Here is a 19,046-nt window from a genome sequence, read left to right as displayed (position 1 = left end):
GTACAGGCCCTTTGATCTGTCTTCTTTTACTGGATAAAATGTCTCTAATTTTTAACCTAATGTGTCAACACTTTCCAGAATAAAGAGCGCATAAGTGAGAGTTTTCGGGTTTACCAAAAACTATGCCATACAGGTAGGGTAGATTGAGTGACAAAAAGAAGGGTACCCCCCGGATGCATCCGAAGGGTACCCTGATACGTGCCGGATAAGGCCGGTTAAGGCGTCACAGGCTTACCCAATGACCGGGTCTTTTTAAGGGCTACAGGCGTGCAAATGTCTGTTTTACAGTCGCAGTTAGCTGTAAGGGTCACGGTAGCGTCCTGGAAGCAACCAGCCGAGTTGAACACCCGGATGGTGTAAATGCCTGCCGGTAAGGTATTGGAGATAATTCCGTTAACAGGTACCGTTTGGGCAACCGTGGCCGTGGCCGCATTGAACGTACTTCCCGACGAATACTGGTAGGTAAACTGCCGAGGGTCTCCATTGAGGGCCGTAAGCGACAGCTGACCGTTGGCCTGCGGAGTTGTAGCTACACAGGTCGGGTTGCGGGTAAGTGCGGTAAACTGGGGTACTGCCACCGCTTCGATAATAATTGGGCAGCACGATTGGTCGGGGCAACTGCCCACCACACCGTCGTCGACAATAACCCGGTACTCGCCAGCCTGCGTAGCCGTGTAGCTATTGGCCGTAGCCGCGTTGGCGGTTGTCGCCATGATGTCTGATACCAGTGTGGTGCCCGTTGGGGTGGTCAGGTACCACTGGTAGTGGGTATAACCGGCCGGTGCGTCGAGCTGAATAGAGAACGGAGTACCCTGGCATACCTTAATCGGAACACTGGTACAAACCTTGGCGTCGAGGTCCAGATTAGGAATCCGCACCGTGTTGTTTAATACGCCTTCGCTCAGTACGCTACCGCTAAACGAGAGGGTTGCGGTAGCCCCCACGGGCAGGCTGGCAATGGTCCAGGTTCCTCCACCCGTTACCGAAGCGGAATAGGTCCCTGCCGAAGCCGTTGCCGAGCCGGGTACGTACTGAATACCGCTGTCGAGAATATCGTCGACAACCACATTGGTGGCGGCTATCGGGCCGGTGTTGGCCACTTTGATCACGTAGGTAACCACATCGCCCACCTGCGCCAGGCTCAGGCTTACCTGTTTGGTCAGTGTCAGCTCGGGCAGGGCTACCGTGCACGAGGCTGGGGCCGTGTACGTCTGGCTTACGGTACCACAGGCGGTGTTGGATGAGAACACCGTGATGGTGTGCAAACTTCCGTCCGACATTAGACCGTTCAGCGTAAAGCTGGCAGGGCCGTTGTTGGTGAGCGTGACAATCGTCGATACATTGCCCTCCTGTATGGTAAGCGACTGTGTACCGCTCGCATTGACGGCCGTAACGGTACCCGTCACGCTGTATTGATTGATGGCCGAGTTGCAGTTGCCCGGTGTCACCGCTAAATCCAATGAGCAAAGCGGGAGCGCATCGACCGTCAGCGTGAATGGAAGCACGGCCGAGCAGCTCCGGGCATCGGTAACCCGAATGGTGGTTGAATACACGCCAGATGAAGCAGGGGTGCCGCTGATGGTACCGCCAGTCGACAGGCTTAGCCCGACGGGTAGGCTTCCGCTAATGATTGAGTAGCTATAAGGTTCCTGCCCACCCGTAGTTGAAAGGGTAGCGGTGTACGCTACACCAACCGTGGTGGAGGTGAGGCCGGTAGCGCTCAGGCTGAGTGTTGGGCAAACCGTACACGAGGCCGGGGCCGCGTAGGTGGTGGTTGCCGAGCCGCAACCGGGCAGGCTGGCGGTTACCGTATGTGAACCCGAGCCCGACACAAAGCCGCTCAGGGTGTACGATACGGCTGTGGCCTGTGCCGGTACGGTGACAGTGGTGCTAACGATTCCATCGGTTATGGTCGCAATGCCGCCCGTTGTGTTGTTGGTCAGGAGCAGTGAGCCCGTTACCGAATATTGATTGGTGGCTGTTTGGCACGCGCCGGGCGTAGCCGTAACGTTCAGGGCACAAACCGGTATGGGAGTAACCGTTACTGAGTAGCTGGCCACGGCCGAGCAGTTGGGGCCGCTCGTTACGGTTACGGTAAATGCACTGGTTCCGGTGCTGCTTGGGGTGCCGCTGAGTACACCACCTGCACTGAGGGTGAGCCCTGCTGGCAGTGAACCTGCCGTTACGGAATATGTGTAAGGGCCACTACCTCCGGTAGCGCTGATGGTCTGGTTATAGGGCGTGCCTACTGTACCCGTGGCGAGGTTGGCAGTCACCAGAGAAACGGAGCAGACCGTGCAACTGGCCGGTACGGCAAATGTAGTGGAGCTGAGACCGCAGGTGCTACCCGACGAGACTACGCTGACCGTCTGGCTGGCGGGGCCGTTGCTCACCAGGCTGCTACCCGAAAGGGCAAACGACACACTACTTTGCCCAGCCGATACGCTCACGACTGTACTGGCTCCGGCTGCCGAAACCGTCAGACTGGTAGCCGCGGCATTCGTCAGGCTGATGGTGCCCGTGAGTGCGTACAAATTGGTGGTCGGGTTACAGGTAGCTGTTACCGACGTAATCTGGAGCGCACAGGCTGCGTAACCCGCATCGAATGAGAAGTTGTTCTGCCCCGACTGACCGAGGGTAAAGCTGACCAGGCCGGTTGCTGCCACGTCGGTATCAATCAGGTCAGAGTTATTGCCCGTTGCTGAGTTGGGCTTCGTGCTAAGTTGCAACGCACCCGCGCTGACGCTGGTTGGGAAAGTAAGCGAGTAGCTACCGCCCGAGGTCAGCCCGGTAAGGCTGTACACAAAGCCGGTGGTGTTAGTGCCTGTTGCGTTGGAGAAGTAGTATTCGCCGGCCGCATTGGTTGTTACCGAAACCCCACCCGTTGGTAAGCCCGGGCCGTTGAGCCGGACGGTTACGCCAGCCAGGGCAGGCTCGCCCGGGTCCTGAATCCCGTTGTCGTTGGTATCTTTCCAGACGCGGTTACCAATCTGAATGGGAGCCGGGTCGCAGAGAGCTACCGGCAGACCAAGGCCATTAGCTTTTCCGTAGGTACCATCTACCTGAGCACCGTTGTTATTGATGGTTCGGTAAATTTCGTAACGCCGGAGGTCGGCACCGTTGGTGTTTGAGTGCCAGATGGTACCACCCGACCACGTGGTGAGGGGGTCCATATTGATCGAAACCGTAATGCCGGTACCCGGTACAATGACTGCGCCCCCCTGCGAGGTTTCCTGGTGAATTTCTTCGAGCGTACCGTCGCCGTTGTTGTCAGTGATGAAATTTTCGTGATTGAAAAACTCGCCGTTGCCGGGTCCCTGACCGTTGTTAGCTCCCCCGCCGGTCGTGCTACCGAGGGTAGCCGACGTTACAACGGCGTTGTTTTCGAGTACCCAGGTGCTGCCCTGAAGCCGTGCCCGGAGCATATCACCACCAATATAGCCGCTGTATAGAGTCGTACTGGCCACGGGTGATACCTGCCGGTAGCCAAGCTGATGCCCCGACCGGTCCATCAACGACAGAACCATGTCGCCCCGGTCGGTGAAATCAATGTCCGACAGCATGGGTTGCGGCCGGGCTGTGCGGTACACGTTGGTGGTACCCAACTGGGTGAAGTGGAAGTTCGAGAAGTTAGAAATCCAGGGCTCCCAGGTGCTGCCCATAGTCGGGAACTGAGCGTGTACATCGCCTTTGGGGTAGGTGAGCGGGGTGTTAAACACCGCCGACGTCGAGAACGTCTGGGTGGCTTCGTCCATGGCGTACACCGTAGCCGAGAGGTTGGCCGAGGTGCTGCCGGGGCTTTCGGCAGTACAAACCGTACCCACATACACTTTGCCCCGGTACACGGCCACGGCAAACGGACGCGACAGCCCGTTGGTGCACGAAACCGTGGTCGGAATGGCTACGGTAGTGAGGTCGCTGGCGGTAAAACTACCGGCGGCTTTGGCCGGGTTACCTACGTTCAGAATAAGCAGCTGGCGGTTGAACAGGTCGGTGATATACAGACGCGAGCCGTCGTCAGAGATAGCCATGCTGCCCAAACCGGCTTTGCCTACCAATGTAAACGCGTTGGGGTCGGTGCTGCTAACGGTGGTGCTGGTGGGTAACGAACGATCGCCCAACTGGGTTTCACCCAGATTCAGCTCGAACGGGGCCGCTTCGAGATCAACGTACAGCGAACCGTTGGCAGCCGTGCCCGTTGGGGTAGTCACGTAAATACCGCCAAGACCACCGGAGCCGAGTCCAACGTGTCGTTTCAGAAAGGCCGCCGAGAACAGCTTTTGGGTTTCGCGCTGGTAGGCCATCCCCCATACACTACCCACCTGCCCGGCATCGGCGCGGGGGGTAGGCTCAAAATTACTGACGATATTGGGTGCGCTGGCGGTGCCGGTGTTATTGCTGCTGGATGAGTATGGGAATGATACAATCACGTGTTCGGCGACTATGGCGGCCGCGAGGGGGTTGCCACTCACAAAACACGGAACAATCAGGGGTGGGTTGCTCTGGCAGTAATCGGCCCGGGCCAAAACCCCAAAGTTGAGCGTACTGCTACCCGGACTCGTAAACTGCACCGAGTTTGCCGCCGTGAGGCTGGTGCTGCGGACTACCGTTTCATTGACCGATGGGAGTGAGCCCGGAATGCTAAACTCAACCCGAAACGGGCCGCTACCGGTGGTGGTAAACGAGTACGTTCCCGTTGTGCCGGAGACACCACTGCCCGACAGAATGCCCGCCGTGTTGTACGCCCGAACAGCCACGCCCGATAGGCCCGGCTCCCCGTATGCATAGGTGCCCGATGTAGGAATCGACTCGTAAATACCATTACTGTTAAAGTCCTGAAAGACTGTTCCCGAGATACTTTGGGCCGTGACGGACCCCACAGACCCCAGCAGGAGAACGAGAATCAGACAGCGGAAGAACAGGTGAAGTGAATGGAAGTGGTGGCTCATCTGCAAACACGGGTTAATTCAGATAATACCCGTATTTCCATTGTTAGCAACCATTGTGCCAATCTGAAAAAATCGTGCCACCAACAAGGCTTATTTAATATATACTTTGGCGATAAGTATATAAGTTGAGAACTAAGTTTCAGAAAAAGAGCCTATTGGGTTCAAATGATAAATGGCTGATTTGATGCGCAATAGCACACAATCAGCCATTTATCGTACACAATCAACACGGGTTACCGCTTCAGTCGGAGCAACTGAATGGGAATACAGGAGCCGGCCACACAATCAATTTCTGTTGTTACGGTAACAGTTTGGCTTCCTAAAATTGCCGAGTTTCGGAGGGTGCCTACCTTGTTGGCCGTGGCCTGAATCACGAGCGAAACCACTTCGCCGGGTGCCACCTGAGGAACGAGCCAGTTGCCGCCCTGGGTTGTTGGCGTAAACGTACCGACGGAAGGTGTTGCCGAAACAAAAAGCAGGCCCTCGTCGAGGAGGTCTTGCACCGTAAGGGCCGTGGCTGATGCCGTACCGGTGTTTTGCACGGCAATCGTGTAGCTCAGCAAACTGCCGAAAGCGGCCTGGGTTTGGCTGGCTACTTTAGAAAGTGCTAACAGGGGTGTACCCGGCTCAAAACCAATGTCAAGCGTGTGGTTGTTGCTGCCCGACTCGCCCGTGGTGTAGCGGAAACCAACCCAGTTGTCGTTCATGCCCGCGTTGTTGTCGCGGATACGGTCGGTAGTGGTGCCCATCTCTTTGGCCGACGGTGCCAGGTTGGCCAGAACGCCCGTGCCCCAGTTATCGAATTGGGTGGTCGAAACCCGGACGGTGTAGGTGGTGAAAACCTGTAAACCGACCCGGTTAGGCTTATCGACGCCCACGGTATCGATCACGTTGGTCTGGTTGAAAATATACCGCCCGCTGGCGTCCGATGTGGTGGTGCCTACCAGTTCGGAGCGGTTGTTGAGCAATTCGAGCTTCACGCCCGCGAGGGGTGTTTCGCCCGCATCCTGAATGCCGTCTTTGTCGACATCAAGCCAGACCAGATTACCAATCTCCAGACTCTTTGCCTGACACAGTACCTCAATTCCACCCAGTCCCGAGGCCTTACCGAAGTAGTTGTTCCCGTTGTTTTGTGGGATGTCGTTCAGCAGCGAAAACGCCCGAATATACTGCCCGGTCTGATTGTTCAGGACCTTAAATCCGTTGGTGTACACCAACCCCTGCTGCGATTCCTGAATAGGGTCAAAGGCCGAAACGATCAACTCGCCCGAGCCGGGAATAATGGCCACCGAGCCCATGGTGGTTTCGGTGTGGCTGTCGCGGTTAAAATTGTCGCCGGTATAGTATTCAAATTCACCCGGTGCGGGGTTACCGTTCACGTCCACATAGATAGCGTCGGTAAACTGACCACCACCCAGCACCCCACAGCGGCCGTTTTGCTCCATCTGATACACCGGCTGATCGATGCTGCCTACGTTGCAAACCCGCAGGATGTCGCCCCCGGCGCGGCCGTCGTACTCGATATAAAAGCCTTCGGGTCGGCGGCTACCCTGGGGGTCGGGGCCGTGGAAGATCTCCATATGCCCAAACCGGTCGGTAAAGGCCAGCACCAGCGAGCCATCGTCATCGAACGCAATGTCGGTGAGCATCGGTTGGGGTGATGATACCTGCGGGCGGTCGAAGTCGCCGAGCGAGAAGACCTGCCCGGCATCGGTGGTGGCATTGGTCCAGTCGGTATCGGCATTCCAGGGTTGCCAGTTACCTTTCGGAATTCGGTATTCACCCCCGGAAATTGTTCCTCGGTAGTAGTTGAGGGGAAATGAAACCACTGTCGAGAATTGATCCGTGTCGGTATCAAGCCGGAACACGGTCGCTTTTAAGTCCTCGGGCCGTACCGACTGCCCGGCGTCGCAAACGGTACCGATAAACACGTATCGCCCCCGTACACCGAGGCCAAACGCCCGTGCCGTACCGCCCACGCAGCCGGGGTCGGGCAGAGGGTAGGCGATTACGTCGCTCGCGGTCGGTGGGGTGGTGAGGTTGTTGTCGGAGTCGATGGCGATGCGGTACAGGTGGTTTTGCACGGGGTTTACCACGAACAGATAGCGTTGATCGCTGCTCATATCCATGTCGCCCAGGCCGATTTTGCCAACCGCATCGGCCGGGTTACCGTTCGGGTTGACCAAATCGGCAAAAAAGCGGTTGTCGGGGTCGCCCGGCCGCTTCACCGACTGGTAATACTCCTCGGTCATGTGCGGGTCGTTGCCCGTATTGATTGTTACCGAACCGCCCGTACTGGTGGCCACCGTGAGGCCGTGGAGGCTGATAAACAGGCTTGAACCGCTCAGGCTTGGCTCGCGGGGGCTTTCGGTCACGTACACGGCCCCGGTACCGCCAATGCCAAAGGCGGTATGTCGGCGCATGAAGGCCGACGAGAAGAGACGCCCGGTTTCGGGTTGCCAGGCCGTACCCCAAATAGCCCCGACCAGACTGGGCGGTGTGCCGGGGTGGCCTACGTTGGCGGTGGTGCCGGTGGCATTGGCTGGCATGGTGGCAATCAGATTGTCGTCGCCGACGGTAATGCCGGCCCCGACAATGAAGCAAACGATGGAGAGGGGGGGCGTCGACTCGCAATAATCGCCCGGCAGGCTAACCCCGTAATTGATATTTGTAGCCGGGCCGGTCACAAACTGAAGTGAGGTGCCGTTGCCGCCCGAAACCGAGGTGAAAGCCGAGGGGTAATAATTAGATAGAGCGGGCGGAAGCACAAATTCGACCCGAACCGGTTCGCCCGGTGCAGCTCCCGGTGAGAGTGTGTACTGCCCGTCGGTACCCGTTAAGGCTGTACCCGACAGGGTGCCGTCGGCCCGGTAACTCTGGACCTGAATATCGGCCATGCCGATGTCGTTCGGGTCCGCAATTCCATTGTTGTTGAAGTCTCTAAAAACGCGCCCACTTTGTCCGAAAACAGCGTTAATGTTACTTAGGAAAAATAGGCAGACTAATAAAAAGAAAGTAAAGTTTCTCAAACCCATATGGTACGGTATTAAACCCGTAACCAGAGCAATTTCATATCCAATGCGTGGGGGTACATTGGTTTAAGTAGGTAAAAGGAATAAAATAGGTGATTTTTGTTTAGTACTATTTTCGGGCGTATTACCTGTAAAAGGCGTATTAGTGGCTTTACAAACAGAGCAATAATCAAGCCATATTTTCGCCTTTTGCGGGCTTGTCTTCTGGCGTTTCGTCAGTAGTTAGGGGTTGGCGTGTTTGGTCGGGGTTTCCTTTTCCATTGCCAAAGCCGTACCTTGCAGTCGGTGGGTTTATTCGAAACACAAGCCCGCCGTTTGGCATGAACACCGACCTTAACACTCCATCAACCCATCACCTTAATCACTCGGCCGAATCAGCTCCGTTTCTGCGGGTAACCTCCGAAATTGGCACATTACGGCGCTTACTTATTCATAGCCCCGACCGGGGGCTGGGCAAAGTAGTTCCTTCTAAAGCCCAGGACTGGCTTTTCGAAGACATCGTGAACCTCTCCATGATGCGCCGGGATGAGTACGATTACTACGTAAAACTCCTGCTCTATTTTCTGGACCCCGATAAGGTGCGGGGGCGTATCGCCGAACTGGGGCCCACACATAACCGGGACTTCTACAAGCCGGGCCATGCGGACTACTTCAAGTCTGACAAAGTAATTGATATTCAGGTGTTGCTTGCCGATATTCTGCACGATGAGGTAGTACGTACCAAGCTTATTGCATCGATTTGTGGCATTGAGCGTACCTCGTTCCAGACCCAGCAGCGGCTGCATCAGTTCGACCCGGAAGAGCTGGCAAAAATCATGATTTCTGGTTCGTTGCCTGATCAGACCATGCTCTTTGCACCCCTGCCTAACTTTATTTTTACCCGCGACATCGGGATCGTCATCAACGACCATATCCTGCTCAATAAACCGGCCAAACTCGCCCGCACCCGCGAGGCTCTGCTGGCGCAGTACTTTTTCAATTATCACCCGCTGTTTGCCAGTTATCGCGATAAACTGATCGAGATACCCGACAATGAGCACGCGTTTTTGCTACCCGACGCCGATGTAAACCGCGACCTGACCCGCTCTACGCTGGAAGGGGGCGATGTGATGATGATTTCGCGTCGGCACCTGATGGTTGGTGTGAGCGAACGCACTACCCTTTACGCGGCCCAGCAGGTGATGCGCCTGGTGTTTGAAAAAGATCTGGTGGATACCGTCACGATCATCAAAATCCCGAAAAAGCGCGATTACATGCACATCGACACCATTTTTACGCAGGTGAAGCGGAATATGTGGGTGTTGCTGGGGTCATTGGCGCGGCTGGGCGATGAAGCCAACAAACGGGATGTGCTCCATTTCTTTGCCCAAAAAGACCTCTCTGAAGAGCTGCGAATTCTGCAATTTCGGAAAGGGGAGGAGGATAAGCCGACCGAGATCAAAAACTTGGAGGACTTACTGGCCGACATCAGCCGCAATGAGCTAGGCGCTACCGAGCCGGTGCAGTTTATTTACTCCGGTAACAACGAGTTTCCGTTTGGAGCCCGTGAGCAGTGGACCGATTCGTGCAATTTGCTCGCCCTGAAAGATGGGGTAGTGGTCGGTTACGACCGCAACGACCGCACGCTGGAGGCTTTTCGGCAGGCCGGTTTCGATGTGGTGGGGGCCGCTCAGCTCCTCGACCGGTTTGAGCGCGGAGAATCATTGCCCGAAACCATTCAGAATACCTTTATCATGCTCCCTTCGGCCGAATTGAGCCGGGCGCGCGGGGGCTCGCACTGCATGAGTTTGCCCCTGCTGCGCGACGAGTTGTAGCCACCCGCCTACGCTCGCAAAAGTGGGTAGGCTAACCGGGAGTATTGGCTTTTTTGCTATTTTTAAGCCTGTTTTGTCTGTACAGGGTCGCCGGTGGGCGGCCCCCTTTCGTCACTTTATGCAATCACAAACTACCTCAACCATCCTGATGATTCGACCGGTGCGGTTCGGCTTTAATGAGCAGACCGCCGAGTCGAATACGTTCCAGAATGCCGCCGTGGCCGCCCAAACCCGCGATACCGCTCAGGCCAATGCCCTGCGCGAGTTCGACAATATGGTTCAGCAATTACGGTCGTACGGAGTTAATGTGATCGTGCACGAGGATACCGCCGAACCCCATACCCCCGACTCGATTTTTCCGAACAACTGGGTGTCGTTTCACTTCAGCGGCACGGTGGTGCTGTATCCGATGCAGGCCGAAAACCGCCGGGCCGAGCGCCGGATGGAGATCATCGACGCGCTCCGGGAGCAGTATCAGGTGGCCAAACTGGTGGATCTGACGGCCTTCGAGCAGGAGGGTAAGTTTCTGGAAGGAACCGGCAGCATGGTACTCGACCGGATGCACCGGGTGGCTTTCGCCTGTTTGTCGCCCCGCACCAATCCCGATGTGCTGAAAGAATACGAAAACCGCACCGGCTACCGGACTATCCTGTTCCATGCCGTTGATGCCGACGGCAAAGAGGTGTACCACACCAACGTGGTCATGTGCATCGGCGACGTGTTTGCGGTGGTTTGTTTGCAGGCCATTCCTGACCTTGATGAGCGGCTTCGGATTCGGCAGGAACTCGAAAACCTGGGTAAGCGCATCATCGAAATCTCGCTCGACCAAATGGCAGCCTTTGCCGGTAATATGTTGCAGGTGGTGAGCACCCGCGGCCAGAAACTGATCGTGATGTCGACGCGGGCTTATGAATCGCTCACGCCCAAACAAATCGACACTATCGACGATTACGCCCGTTTGCTGGTTGTTGATCTCTCAACCATTGAAGCCAACGGGGGCGGCTCCGCCCGGTGCATGATGGCCGAGGTACACCTGCCTGCTAAATAGGTTTAGGGCAGCCGGTGTTCCGATTACAGTTTCTGGTTTTGGGTTTATTGTTCTTGGTTGTGTGTCTCAGGAGGTAATGCTGAGATTTACTAGCCGACTAGAAAAAGCAACGTAAGTCATCCCGGATGTTAGGGTTGGGAAGGTGTCGACTCGATCTAAAGCCCCGTTAGGGGCTCAAGGTTGGTAGAAAAGACGTTTCCCGTCAATATTAGAGCCCCGAAGGGCGTAACTTGATTATGGTTACGCCCTTCGGGGCTCTGGTATTAGGTCCGTTTTCCGGGCTAGCTACCGATGTTAGGTCCCCAACAGGGCGTTTGGGTTAGTCGATGCCAATTCCGGTTCGATCAATGTGATCCATCAAAGCCTTTTCTACATCAGCACACTTTATCCAAAATTTGTCGTCTATTTCGTTGAGGAACTCTTCATGTTCATCGCACCAACTGTTCCACTCCTCATTTCGTTCGTCTATATCTTCTGGCGGTTTACCGTCCCGAAACAGGGTATTTATACTGTGCATTTGCTTTGCAATGTCAGGAAAACCAAGTGCCTTCAGAGCCGCCAACGTGTCCTGGTTGTGCTCAGCGCCGTGATTAAGGTAGTGGTCAATAATGCCCTCAGTTGTAAGTGGCTCAATGTTGAACCAAATCTTTTGATCAGGCGATAATTGATTGTAGTTCGTAAAACCCGTACGCACAATTTTTTCCCAGGCTGCCTGTGCCTTTTCTCTGCTCATAGCAAGAAGCATTTCAAATTTTGGTCAGAATTGAAGCGGGCAGATAAACGACGCCCAACTCCTGAATATACTACTCTTTGCAGTGCTTATCTTACTTATTCGGCTCCTACTATCATCCTTCAAGTCTCCAGGCTATTCAGTACTGGACCTTCGGACTTCAGACACTGGACGTTAGACTTACTACCATTCTGTAGGGAGGTCTAACGTCTAATGTCCAACATCTAATGTCCAGTACTGAATCCAGGCTATATGTTTTATATGGATATGCCTGGTATGATGCGAGTTATGGAAAATGGCTGACGTTATAATTCCCTGCATCAATTGATAAAGTTATATTCCCTGGATTAGCACTTATTAATGGTCGACCTAGCCTGGCCGGTGTGATTTAATAACCCAACTCCTTCCCAAAAATCATTAAAAGAAAATTAACCAGTCGGGAACATTTGTATGTACAAATATGGTTAACCTTATAACAGTGCTTTTGAAGCGCCCTGTTTCATGAAAACCGAATCAACATCATCGACCGCCGAGTGTAAATCGACCCGCTACAGTGCCTGTCTGCTTTTTTCGGCGAACGCACTGGCCCGGGCCATCACAACCATCGGCGACGAAGAGTTTGGTAAACTGGGTCTGACCTACTCCCACGCTTATCTGCTGCGGGAGGTGATCGACAACCCAGGGGTGACGCCCACGCATTTGAGCGAGACCCTGCGCCTGACTCCGTCGACCATCACCCGGTTGATTGAGAAGCTTGAACTGAAGGGACTGGTGACTCGCCGGCACGAAGGGAAAAACACGTTTGTAGACCCTACCGACGGCGGAACCGGCATGAGCAACGCGATTATGGAAGCCTGGCAACGAACCGGCGCCCGCTATGCCGAAGCCATTGGTGAAGAACAGGTCAAGGCGCTTACCCAACAGGTGTTTGGGGCCGCAAGGGCCCTGGGCGAAGTCTAATTTTTTACTCAAACGTTTGTATATACAAATATCTTACCCCATGAAAGACAAAAAAGCAACCATCGGTCTTGTTTCTGCCCATTCGACCCAGGTACAATCGGCCCGCGAACTGTGCAGTGAACTGGCGCAGCAGGGCATCTCAGCCATTGTGAAAACGAAAGGTGAAGCGCTGCCTCAGGACGATAACGAGCACGTCCGGCAGTTGACCGGGCAACCGGGTCAGGATCTGTTTTTCAATGGTTGGAAGCTGCTCTTTTAATAAACACACATACCCCCTTTTTTCAACTTACTGATCTATGAATTACGTAATTACTGGCTCGATTGGCCACATCAGCAAACCCATTGTACAAGGTCTGACCAAACAGGGGCATACCGTCACGGTGATCACCAGCAAAGCGGACAATACGGCTGCGATTGAGGCACTTGGGGCTACGGCCGCTGTGGGCAGCGTTGAAGATGCCGACTTTGTAAAGGCTACTTTTGCCGGGGCCGATGCCGTTTATCTGATGATTCCGCCCAAGTGGGGCGTTACCGGCTGGCGGGCGTTTCAGAACCGCATTGCCGACAATTACATAGACGCTATCCGGGTCAACGACATTCAGTTTGTGGTGTTGCTGAGCAGTATTGGCGCGCACAAAGGAGAGGGAACGGGTCCCGTAGATGGACTCTACGACATGGAGCAAAAGCTCAAAACGGTTGAGGGGCTGAACGTGAAATCGCTGCGTCCGTCGTACTTCATGTATAACCTCTTTGCCATGATCGGCATGGTAAAAGGGGCTGGTATTATGGGGGCCAACTTCGGCGATGATAAACTGGTTCTGGTGCATACCGACGATATTGCCGAAGCCGCCTTGCAAAACCTACTCAACCTCGATTTTACGGGCTTTCAGGTACAATACGTGGCAGGCGATGAGCGCACCGGGACCGAAATCGCGCAGATTTTGGGTGAAGCCATCGGTAAGCCTCAAACGCCCTGGGTTGTGTTTAGCGATGAGCAAAACCGCGAAGGCATGATACAGGCGGGCCTGAACGACGAAATGGCCGACAAATACACCGAAATGGGCGCGGCTCTGCGCGACGGCTCAATGCAGGCCGACTATTTTGCCAACCGCCCCGCCAAACTTGGCAAAATCAAACTTGAAGATTTTGCCCGGCAGGAGTTTGCCCCTGCTTTCAACGCCTAACAGCTACAACGATATAACCCTTACCGACCGAAGCCATTCCGAACCGGAGTGGCTTCGGTGTTTCTAACCTTTCGGTGTTCTGATGGTTCAATAAGGGAGTATAAGTATAGAAGAACACAAAACCGTAGGGTTTAAACTGGAGACAGAACCAATAGAATAGGAATGAAAAAACGAGCATTGATAACCGGAGCGAACTCCGGCATTGGGTTATCTACGGCCCGGGCGTTGGCCCACCGGGGCTTTGATTTGATCCTACTGGTCCGCAACGAAACCAAAGGCCGCGAGGCACAGGCCGAAATTCAGAAAGCCAATCCGAATAGCCAGGCTGATCTGGTACAGGCGAGCCTCGACGATGCCGATTCGGTGCAACGAGCCGCCGAACACATCAAAACTACCTACGACCGTATTGATGTGCTCATCAACAATGCGGGTTATACCCCGGCCAAGCTGGAGTTTACCGATGAGAACATTGAGCGTTCGTTTTACGCCAGTCACGTAGGCCATTTTGCCCTGACGTGGTACCTGTCCGACATCCTGAAGAAAACAGCTGCTCAAACCGGTGATGTGCGCATCATTACGCTGTCGTCGGCGGCCCACATGGGCGGCCGGGTCGACCGGATGTTCCGCCGGATTGATACGCTTTCGCCTATGCTGGCTTACTGCGACGACAAGCTGGCCAACCTGCTTTTTGCCAAAGGGGCGGCCAAACATTTTGAGGGGACGGGCGTCCGGTCGTTTTCGGTGCATCCGGGGGCGGTCAAAACCAACTTCGCCAGCGACACCAAGGGCATTGGTGGGGCTATCTGGAAACTGATGTCGCCGTTTTTGCGGACGCCTGAGCGCGGGGCCGAAACGTCGATCTTTTTGGCGGCCGCTCCGCTCAAGTCAATTGGTGAGCGCAACAACGGGGCATACTTTGTGGACATGGCTCCCAAAACGCCCCGTAACCGCGACGTGACCGACAAAAACGTGCAGTGGCTTTGGGAAAAGAGCCTGAAATTTGTGTAAAAAAGAACTGGTGGCCGCCAAAAGCAGCCACCAGTCGTCATTATCAATCGGATAAACACGTCGACTTATCGGCCCCCGATCGGAATCAGGTAGCCAATGGAAGCCTGTAAGGTAAGATATTTAGTGTTCTGAACATCTGTATCGACCGGAATTGTGGGATCAACAGACAGATCCCGTTCGTTAGTGCCTAATTGATACAGGCTCCGGCCCTCGATGGTCAGATGGCCCGGGCCGAGCGGAATAGCAACGCCCAGGCCGCCAGCTACCCCGTACGAAATACGGCCTTGAGTACCTTCGTAAGTTACTTTCTCATCCAGATCGCCGAACGGTCCCAGGGATGCCTTGACCCGGCTACTCACGATATAAGCCCCGTAAGGGCCGGCATTGACAAAAAAGCGAGCCCGGTCGGGGTCTCCAAAAGAGGCTTTTACCAACAGCGGTACTTCAACCCGGTTGTCGATGCCCTGAATCGAGAGGTTGAATCCCTGAATACTGGTACCTGCCTTTACACTAATCTGGCTGTAGTTCACTTCGGGCTGAAATGTAATCATGCCCCGGCCTATGTTGAATACCAGACCACCGTGGTAGCCAAAGGTGTTTTGATAGGTAGCCCCTTCAACGCTTTCGAGCGGGAGTACGTAATTGCCACCACCCCGGAGCCCAATGCGGAAAGCGGCCCCGTCAGTTTTGGGCGAAACGGGTCGGCTGGTTAGCCGGAAGGTGTTTTTAACCGGGGTAAACGTCTCTTTTGTGGTATGGCGCGACGTGGCTGAGGCATAGAATACAGGCGACGACGAAACTGAACGCTGCGGAAGAGCCGATTGAGCCATCAGGCAGCCCGGAAGCAGGGCCAAAGCCAGGCCAGCAAGGTGAATAGTCATGCGTTACGATTTGTGCTTGAATGTTGGGATTGAATTTGGGAAATCTGCCAATTGGTTGCCAAAATAACTGTACCAGCGGCCGTACAATTGAGTGAACGTACAAATCCAAACAACTATTCTGGCAAACGGCTTATTTCTGTATGAAAACAGAACATCAGCAGGTTGCCCTGATTACGGGCGCCAATAAAGGAATAGGAAAAGAAACGGCTCGTCAGTTGTGTAAGCGTGGATTTGCCGTATTTATCGGGTCGCGGGATTTGCACCGGGGCCGCGAAGCCTGCGAACAACTCTGCGCGGAAGGGCACGAGGTTGTGTTGCTTCACCTCGACGTAACGGACCCTGTCAGCATCAAACAGGCGGTGGGTACGTTTTCGCAAAAAGCCGATCATCTGGACGTACTCATCAATAACGCGGCCATTCTGGAAGATCACGGTGAAGACATTACAAAGCTGAACACCGAAATGCTCGAACGGGCGATCAAAACAAACGTTATCGGCCCGATTCTGGTGATTCAGGACTTTTTGCCGTACCTGCAAAAGGCCCGTGCGGGGGCGCGTATCGTGAACGTATCGAGTGGGTCGGGGGCGTTGCACGACATGAGTACGTATGCACCGGGCTACAGCATTTCCAAAACGGCCCTCAACGCCGTGACCCGGCAGTTTGCGGGTGCCCTGAGTGGGCAAAATATCGCGGTAAACTCCGTAGACCCCGGTTGGGTTCGTACCGATATGGGTGGGCAAGGGGCAAACCGCCCGGTTGAGCAGGGAGCTGAGACCATTGTGTGGCTTGCAACCGATGCCCCCCTGCACCAAACGGGTAAGTTCTGGCACGATAAAGCCGAGGTGAGCTGGTAATCCGGTTTATCGTTTATGGTTTATCGTTTTTAGTGCGTGGAAGAACAACCAAAAACGATAAACCAAAAACCATAAACCGTTATTTCCCCTGCGCCAGCTTCACGGCCTGCGCGGCATTGACAATACCACCCGATACGCTCAGGCTGCTAAAGGGTACCCGCTGCTGCGACGACGGGCGTAGCACGTTCAGCTGGGGCTTGTACACACTTTTCATCAGGATTTCTTTCACCTGCACAGCTGTCAGGTTCGGAAAGTACGACCGCAACAGGGCAGCTACACCCGCTACGCAGGGGGCAGCCATGCTCGTACCCGTAAAGGCCGCGTAGTTGTTGCGCGGAATGGTCGACTCAATGTCGGAGCCCGGTGCAAACAGATCGACCGTGCGGCTACCGTAATTCGACGACCGTGCGGGCAGGCCCTCGTTCAGGTATGCGGTTGAGTTGCCCACCGTCATGAAGTTGCGGGCGGTGGTGCCGTCTTCGTATTCGGGGCGGGGGTAGGCCGGAATCGAGTCGTAGTTTTCGGCGTTGTTACCCGATGCGTGCACAATCAGCACGTCGCGTTCTTCGGCGTACCGGATGGCGGCATCAACCTGCGGCTTGAACGGCGAAAACCGCTTACCAAAGCTCATGTTGATTACTTTGGCTCCATTGTCGACGGCATACCGGATACCATTAGCCACGTCTTTGTCGCGCTCATCGCCGTTAGAGGGCACTACGGCTACGGTCATAATCCGGACGTTGTCGGCAATCCCGTCGACACCGAGGTTGTTGCCGCGCTTAGCCCCCACAATGCCGGCCACGTGGGTGCCGTGCATGGCCAGTTCTTCGGAGTCGCCAATGATTAGCTTCGGGCTGCCGTAGAAGCGTTCGTTCGGGTCGGCGGGGTTGTCGCCTACCATCTTACGGCCCTGAATGTCGGGGTTAAATGTCTTTTTGGTTTCGGCGAGCAGCGCATCTTTCAGACGTGGATATGCCCGTTCGAGCAGCCGGAACATGATTTCGAACGACCGGAACTGTTCGGTAAATACTTCGCCGAGCACCGATTTTACGGCACCCGTGACGGGGTCGGCTCCGGCGTCGAGGGCGTTGATGCTACCAATCTCGAAGGGCTTACCCTGGAGCTGGGGTTTCAGCGTGTTCAGAGCCGCGAAAAACTTAGCCGAGTCCGACACGGCCAACCGTTTGGCTTCGTTGGCTTTGTAGCCTTTCTCGAAACGCTCTTTAGCCTTCTGGTACATAGCATACTCTTCCAGGGCGCGACCTTTGAGTTTTTTCGGGTCGGCCTTGTCGTACTTGTCTTTCCAAAGCACATAAATCTGGGTCACCTCTTCCTGATCGGTTTCGTAGGTGGTGCCGTCTTTCGCGCCCATGAAATTCCAGCCGGTTACGTCATCGGTGTACCCGTTTTTATCTTCATCGATGTTGTTGTCGGGCGTTTCTTTGGGGTTTTTCCAGATGACATCTTTCAGGTCTTCGTGCTCAATATCAACGCCCGAGTCGATAATGCCCACTATAACCGGCTGAGAAGTGCGTCCTTTGAGAAGTTCGTAAGCCTCGCTAAGGCTAATACCGGCAATGGAGTCTTTGGCGGGGTCGAGGTGCGACCAGTTTTTGGGAAGCGGCCGGCGCGCGGGGCCGGGTTGGGCGTGGAGCAGTGAACTCACCGACAGGGCAAGGCCCGTCAGCAGTATGGTTTTGCGAATCGTCATGCGGTGTTTGTAGGGTAAAGAGTGGCTAATGGCGAATACGCAAGGTATTCATTGTACATTATCCATTATTCTTCTAAGTTCGTTTTCCAAATGTAACGAAAAACGTCTCCTGACTATTTGATTGAATGGAAACCATTCCGTTTTTGCTCTGCCTGTTTGTTGTGGGGTTTCTGTACGCGTCGGTGGGGCATGGCGGTGCCAGTGGGTATCTGGCTACAATGGCTCTGTTTGGGGTGGCCCCGGTGCTGATGAAACCCTCGGCCCTGTTGCTTAACCTGTTTGTATCGACCGTTTCGTTTATTCAGTTTTATCGGGGGGGGCACTTTCGGTGGGCGTCGTTCTGGCCGTTTGCGTTGGCGAGTGTGCCGTTGGCGTTTGTCGGGGCCAAGCTCCCTCTGACCGACGCCCTGTACAAGCAGTTGCTGGCCGTATGCCTGCTGTTGGCGGTGTTGCGGCTGGTCTGGTCGTTTCGCGATGAGGAGGCCGAGCCGCGTCCGGTTCCGCTGGGTGCGGGCCTGGTAGCCGGGGCCGGCATCGGTTTGCTTTCGGGGATGCTGGGGATTGGGGGCGGCATTTTGTTAAGCCCGCTGATGCTCCTGTTCCGATGGGGGCGGCTCAAAGAAGTAGCAGCTACCTCGGCCCTGTTTATCTTCGTTAATTCGCTGTCGGGCCTGTTTGGTCTGCTCAGCAAAGGATTCTCACCCGACCCGTCGGTTTGGACCTGGATTGCCGTTGCGTTTGCGGGCGGGCTGCTGGGTGGTCACTTTGGTAGCCAGCGGTTTTCGGTGCCGGTGTTGCGCTATGTACTGGCTCTGGGGCTGCTTGTAGCGGGTGTGAAGCTCGTGATTACGTGAGTTACTTACTCAAGAGACTAG

Annotated in this window: 13 protein-coding genes; 8 read left to right on the top strand and 5 right to left on the bottom strand. The window is 54.9% G+C overall.

Annotation, left to right across the window (positions count from 1 at the left end; all coding sequences use genetic code 11):
* Positions 1-215: 215 nt before the first annotated feature.
* Together F5984_RS10865 and F5984_RS10860 are read right to left on the bottom strand one after the other, a co-directional pair.
* Positions 216-4,949: a putative Ig domain-containing protein gene (locus F5984_RS10865; RefSeq protein WP_152124269.1), complete on the bottom strand. Its 4,734-nt coding sequence runs from the start codon at positions 4,947-4,949 to the stop codon at positions 216-218.
* Positions 4,950-5,182: 233 nt separating this feature from the next.
* On the bottom strand, positions 5,183-7,984 hold the full coding sequence (locus F5984_RS10860) for an SdrD B-like domain-containing protein (RefSeq protein WP_152124268.1): 2,802 nt from the start codon (positions 7,982-7,984) through the stop codon (positions 5,183-5,185).
* A 317-nt stretch (positions 7,985-8,301) separates the two neighbouring features.
* Here F5984_RS10860 and F5984_RS10855 point away from each other — a divergent pair, with 317 nt between their 5' ends.
* Together F5984_RS10855 and ctlX are read left to right on the top strand one after the other, a co-directional pair.
* The gene (locus F5984_RS10855) at positions 8,302-9,795 is read left to right on the top strand and encodes an arginine deiminase family protein (RefSeq protein WP_152124267.1); all 1,494 of its coding nucleotides are present in this window, start codon (positions 8,302-8,304) and stop codon (positions 9,793-9,795) included.
* A 118-nt stretch (positions 9,796-9,913) separates the two neighbouring features.
* A complete protein-coding gene (ctlX, locus tag F5984_RS10850; protein WP_152124266.1) occupies positions 9,914-10,843 on the top strand; it encodes a citrulline utilization hydrolase CtlX in 930 nt (309 codons plus the stop codon).
* A gap of 319 nt (positions 10,844-11,162) precedes the next feature.
* Here ctlX and F5984_RS10845 read toward each other — a convergent pair whose 3' ends face one another.
* A complete protein-coding gene (locus F5984_RS10845) occupies positions 11,163-11,588 on the bottom strand; it encodes a DMP19 family protein (protein WP_152124265.1) in 426 nt (141 codons plus the stop codon).
* Between the two features lie 486 nt (positions 11,589-12,074).
* Between F5984_RS10845 and F5984_RS10840 the strand changes: the two genes are divergently transcribed.
* From F5984_RS10840 to F5984_RS10825, 4 genes are all read left to right on the top strand, one after another.
* Positions 12,075-12,533: a MarR family winged helix-turn-helix transcriptional regulator gene (locus F5984_RS10840; protein WP_152124264.1), complete on the top strand. Its 459-nt coding sequence runs from the start codon at positions 12,075-12,077 to the stop codon at positions 12,531-12,533.
* A gap of 40 nt (positions 12,534-12,573) precedes the next feature.
* Positions 12,574-12,792 carry a hypothetical protein gene (locus F5984_RS10835; protein WP_152124263.1) on the top strand — a complete coding sequence of 73 codons (219 nt, stop codon included), beginning with the start codon at positions 12,574-12,576 and terminating at the stop codon, positions 12,790-12,792.
* 37 nt (positions 12,793-12,829) lie between these two features.
* The gene (locus F5984_RS10830; RefSeq protein WP_152124262.1) at positions 12,830-13,717 is read left to right on the top strand and encodes an NAD(P)H-binding protein; all 888 of its coding nucleotides are present in this window, start codon (positions 12,830-12,832) and stop codon (positions 13,715-13,717) included.
* A 162-nt stretch (positions 13,718-13,879) separates the two neighbouring features.
* On the top strand, positions 13,880-14,725 hold the full coding sequence (locus tag F5984_RS10825; protein WP_152124261.1) for an SDR family NAD(P)-dependent oxidoreductase: 846 nt from the start codon (positions 13,880-13,882) through the stop codon (positions 14,723-14,725).
* A 65-nt stretch (positions 14,726-14,790) separates the two neighbouring features.
* On the opposite strand, the gene F5984_RS10820 is transcribed toward F5984_RS10825, so the two are convergent.
* The gene (locus F5984_RS10820) at positions 14,791-15,606 is read right to left on the bottom strand and encodes a porin family protein (protein WP_152124260.1); all 816 of its coding nucleotides are present in this window, start codon (positions 15,604-15,606) and stop codon (positions 14,791-14,793) included.
* A 140-nt stretch (positions 15,607-15,746) separates the two neighbouring features.
* Here F5984_RS10820 and F5984_RS10815 point away from each other — a divergent pair, with 140 nt between their 5' ends.
* Positions 15,747-16,460, top strand: a complete 714-nt coding sequence (locus F5984_RS10815; RefSeq protein WP_152124259.1) for an SDR family oxidoreductase — start codon at positions 15,747-15,749, stop codon at positions 16,458-16,460.
* Between the two features lie 79 nt (positions 16,461-16,539).
* Here the strand turns inward: F5984_RS10815 and F5984_RS10810 are convergent, their stop codons facing one another.
* Complete coding sequence (locus F5984_RS10810; RefSeq protein ID WP_152124258.1) at positions 16,540-18,171, bottom strand: S8 family serine peptidase; 1,632 nt, start codon at positions 18,169-18,171, stop codon at positions 16,540-16,542.
* Between the two features lie 125 nt (positions 18,172-18,296).
* Here F5984_RS10810 and F5984_RS10805 point away from each other — a divergent pair, with 125 nt between their 5' ends.
* Complete coding sequence (locus tag F5984_RS10805; protein ID WP_152124257.1) at positions 18,297-19,025, top strand: sulfite exporter TauE/SafE family protein; 729 nt, start codon at positions 18,297-18,299, stop codon at positions 19,023-19,025.
* The last annotated feature ends 21 nt before the right edge of the window (positions 19,026-19,046 follow it).

This window comes from Rudanella paleaurantiibacter (assembly GCF_009184635.1).
GTDB lineage: Bacteria > Bacteroidota > Bacteroidia > Cytophagales > Spirosomataceae > Rudanella > Rudanella paleaurantiibacter.
The sequence above is the reverse complement of the archived record's forward strand: the minus strand, read 5'-3'. Positions and strand labels throughout refer to the sequence as shown.

What these genes read in the sequence shown, in the direction of transcription:
- F5984_RS10810 (WP_152124258.1), bottom strand. Translation starts at nt 18,171, where the DNA reads ATGACGATTCGCAAAACCATACTGCTGACGGGCCTTGCCCTGTCGGTG.
- ctlX (WP_152124266.1), top strand. Translation starts at nt 9,914, where the DNA reads ATGCAATCACAAACTACCTCAACCATCCTGATGATTCGACCGGTGCGG.
- F5984_RS10855 (WP_152124267.1), top strand. Translation starts at nt 8,302, where the DNA reads ATGAACACCGACCTTAACACTCCATCAACCCATCACCTTAATCACTCG.
- F5984_RS10860 (WP_152124268.1), bottom strand. Translation starts at nt 7,984, where the DNA reads ATGGGTTTGAGAAACTTTACTTTCTTTTTATTAGTCTGCCTATTTTTC.
- F5984_RS10830 (WP_152124262.1), top strand. Translation starts at nt 12,830, where the DNA reads ATGAATTACGTAATTACTGGCTCGATTGGCCACATCAGCAAACCCATT.
- F5984_RS10865 (WP_152124269.1), bottom strand. Translation starts at nt 4,949, where the DNA reads ATGAGCCACCACTTCCATTCACTTCACCTGTTCTTCCGCTGTCTGATT.
- F5984_RS10845 (WP_152124265.1), bottom strand. Translation starts at nt 11,588, where the DNA reads ATGCTTCTTGCTATGAGCAGAGAAAAGGCACAGGCAGCCTGGGAAAAA.
- F5984_RS10805 (WP_152124257.1), top strand. Translation starts at nt 18,297, where the DNA reads ATGGAAACCATTCCGTTTTTGCTCTGCCTGTTTGTTGTGGGGTTTCTG.
- F5984_RS10820 (WP_152124260.1), bottom strand. Translation starts at nt 15,606, where the DNA reads ATGACTATTCACCTTGCTGGCCTGGCTTTGGCCCTGCTTCCGGGCTGC.
- F5984_RS10815 (WP_152124259.1), top strand. Translation starts at nt 15,747, where the DNA reads ATGAAAACAGAACATCAGCAGGTTGCCCTGATTACGGGCGCCAATAAA.
- F5984_RS10835 (WP_152124263.1), top strand. Translation starts at nt 12,574, where the DNA reads ATGAAAGACAAAAAAGCAACCATCGGTCTTGTTTCTGCCCATTCGACC.
- F5984_RS10825 (WP_152124261.1), top strand. Translation starts at nt 13,880, where the DNA reads ATGAAAAAACGAGCATTGATAACCGGAGCGAACTCCGGCATTGGGTTA.
- F5984_RS10840 (WP_152124264.1), top strand. Translation starts at nt 12,075, where the DNA reads ATGAAAACCGAATCAACATCATCGACCGCCGAGTGTAAATCGACCCGC.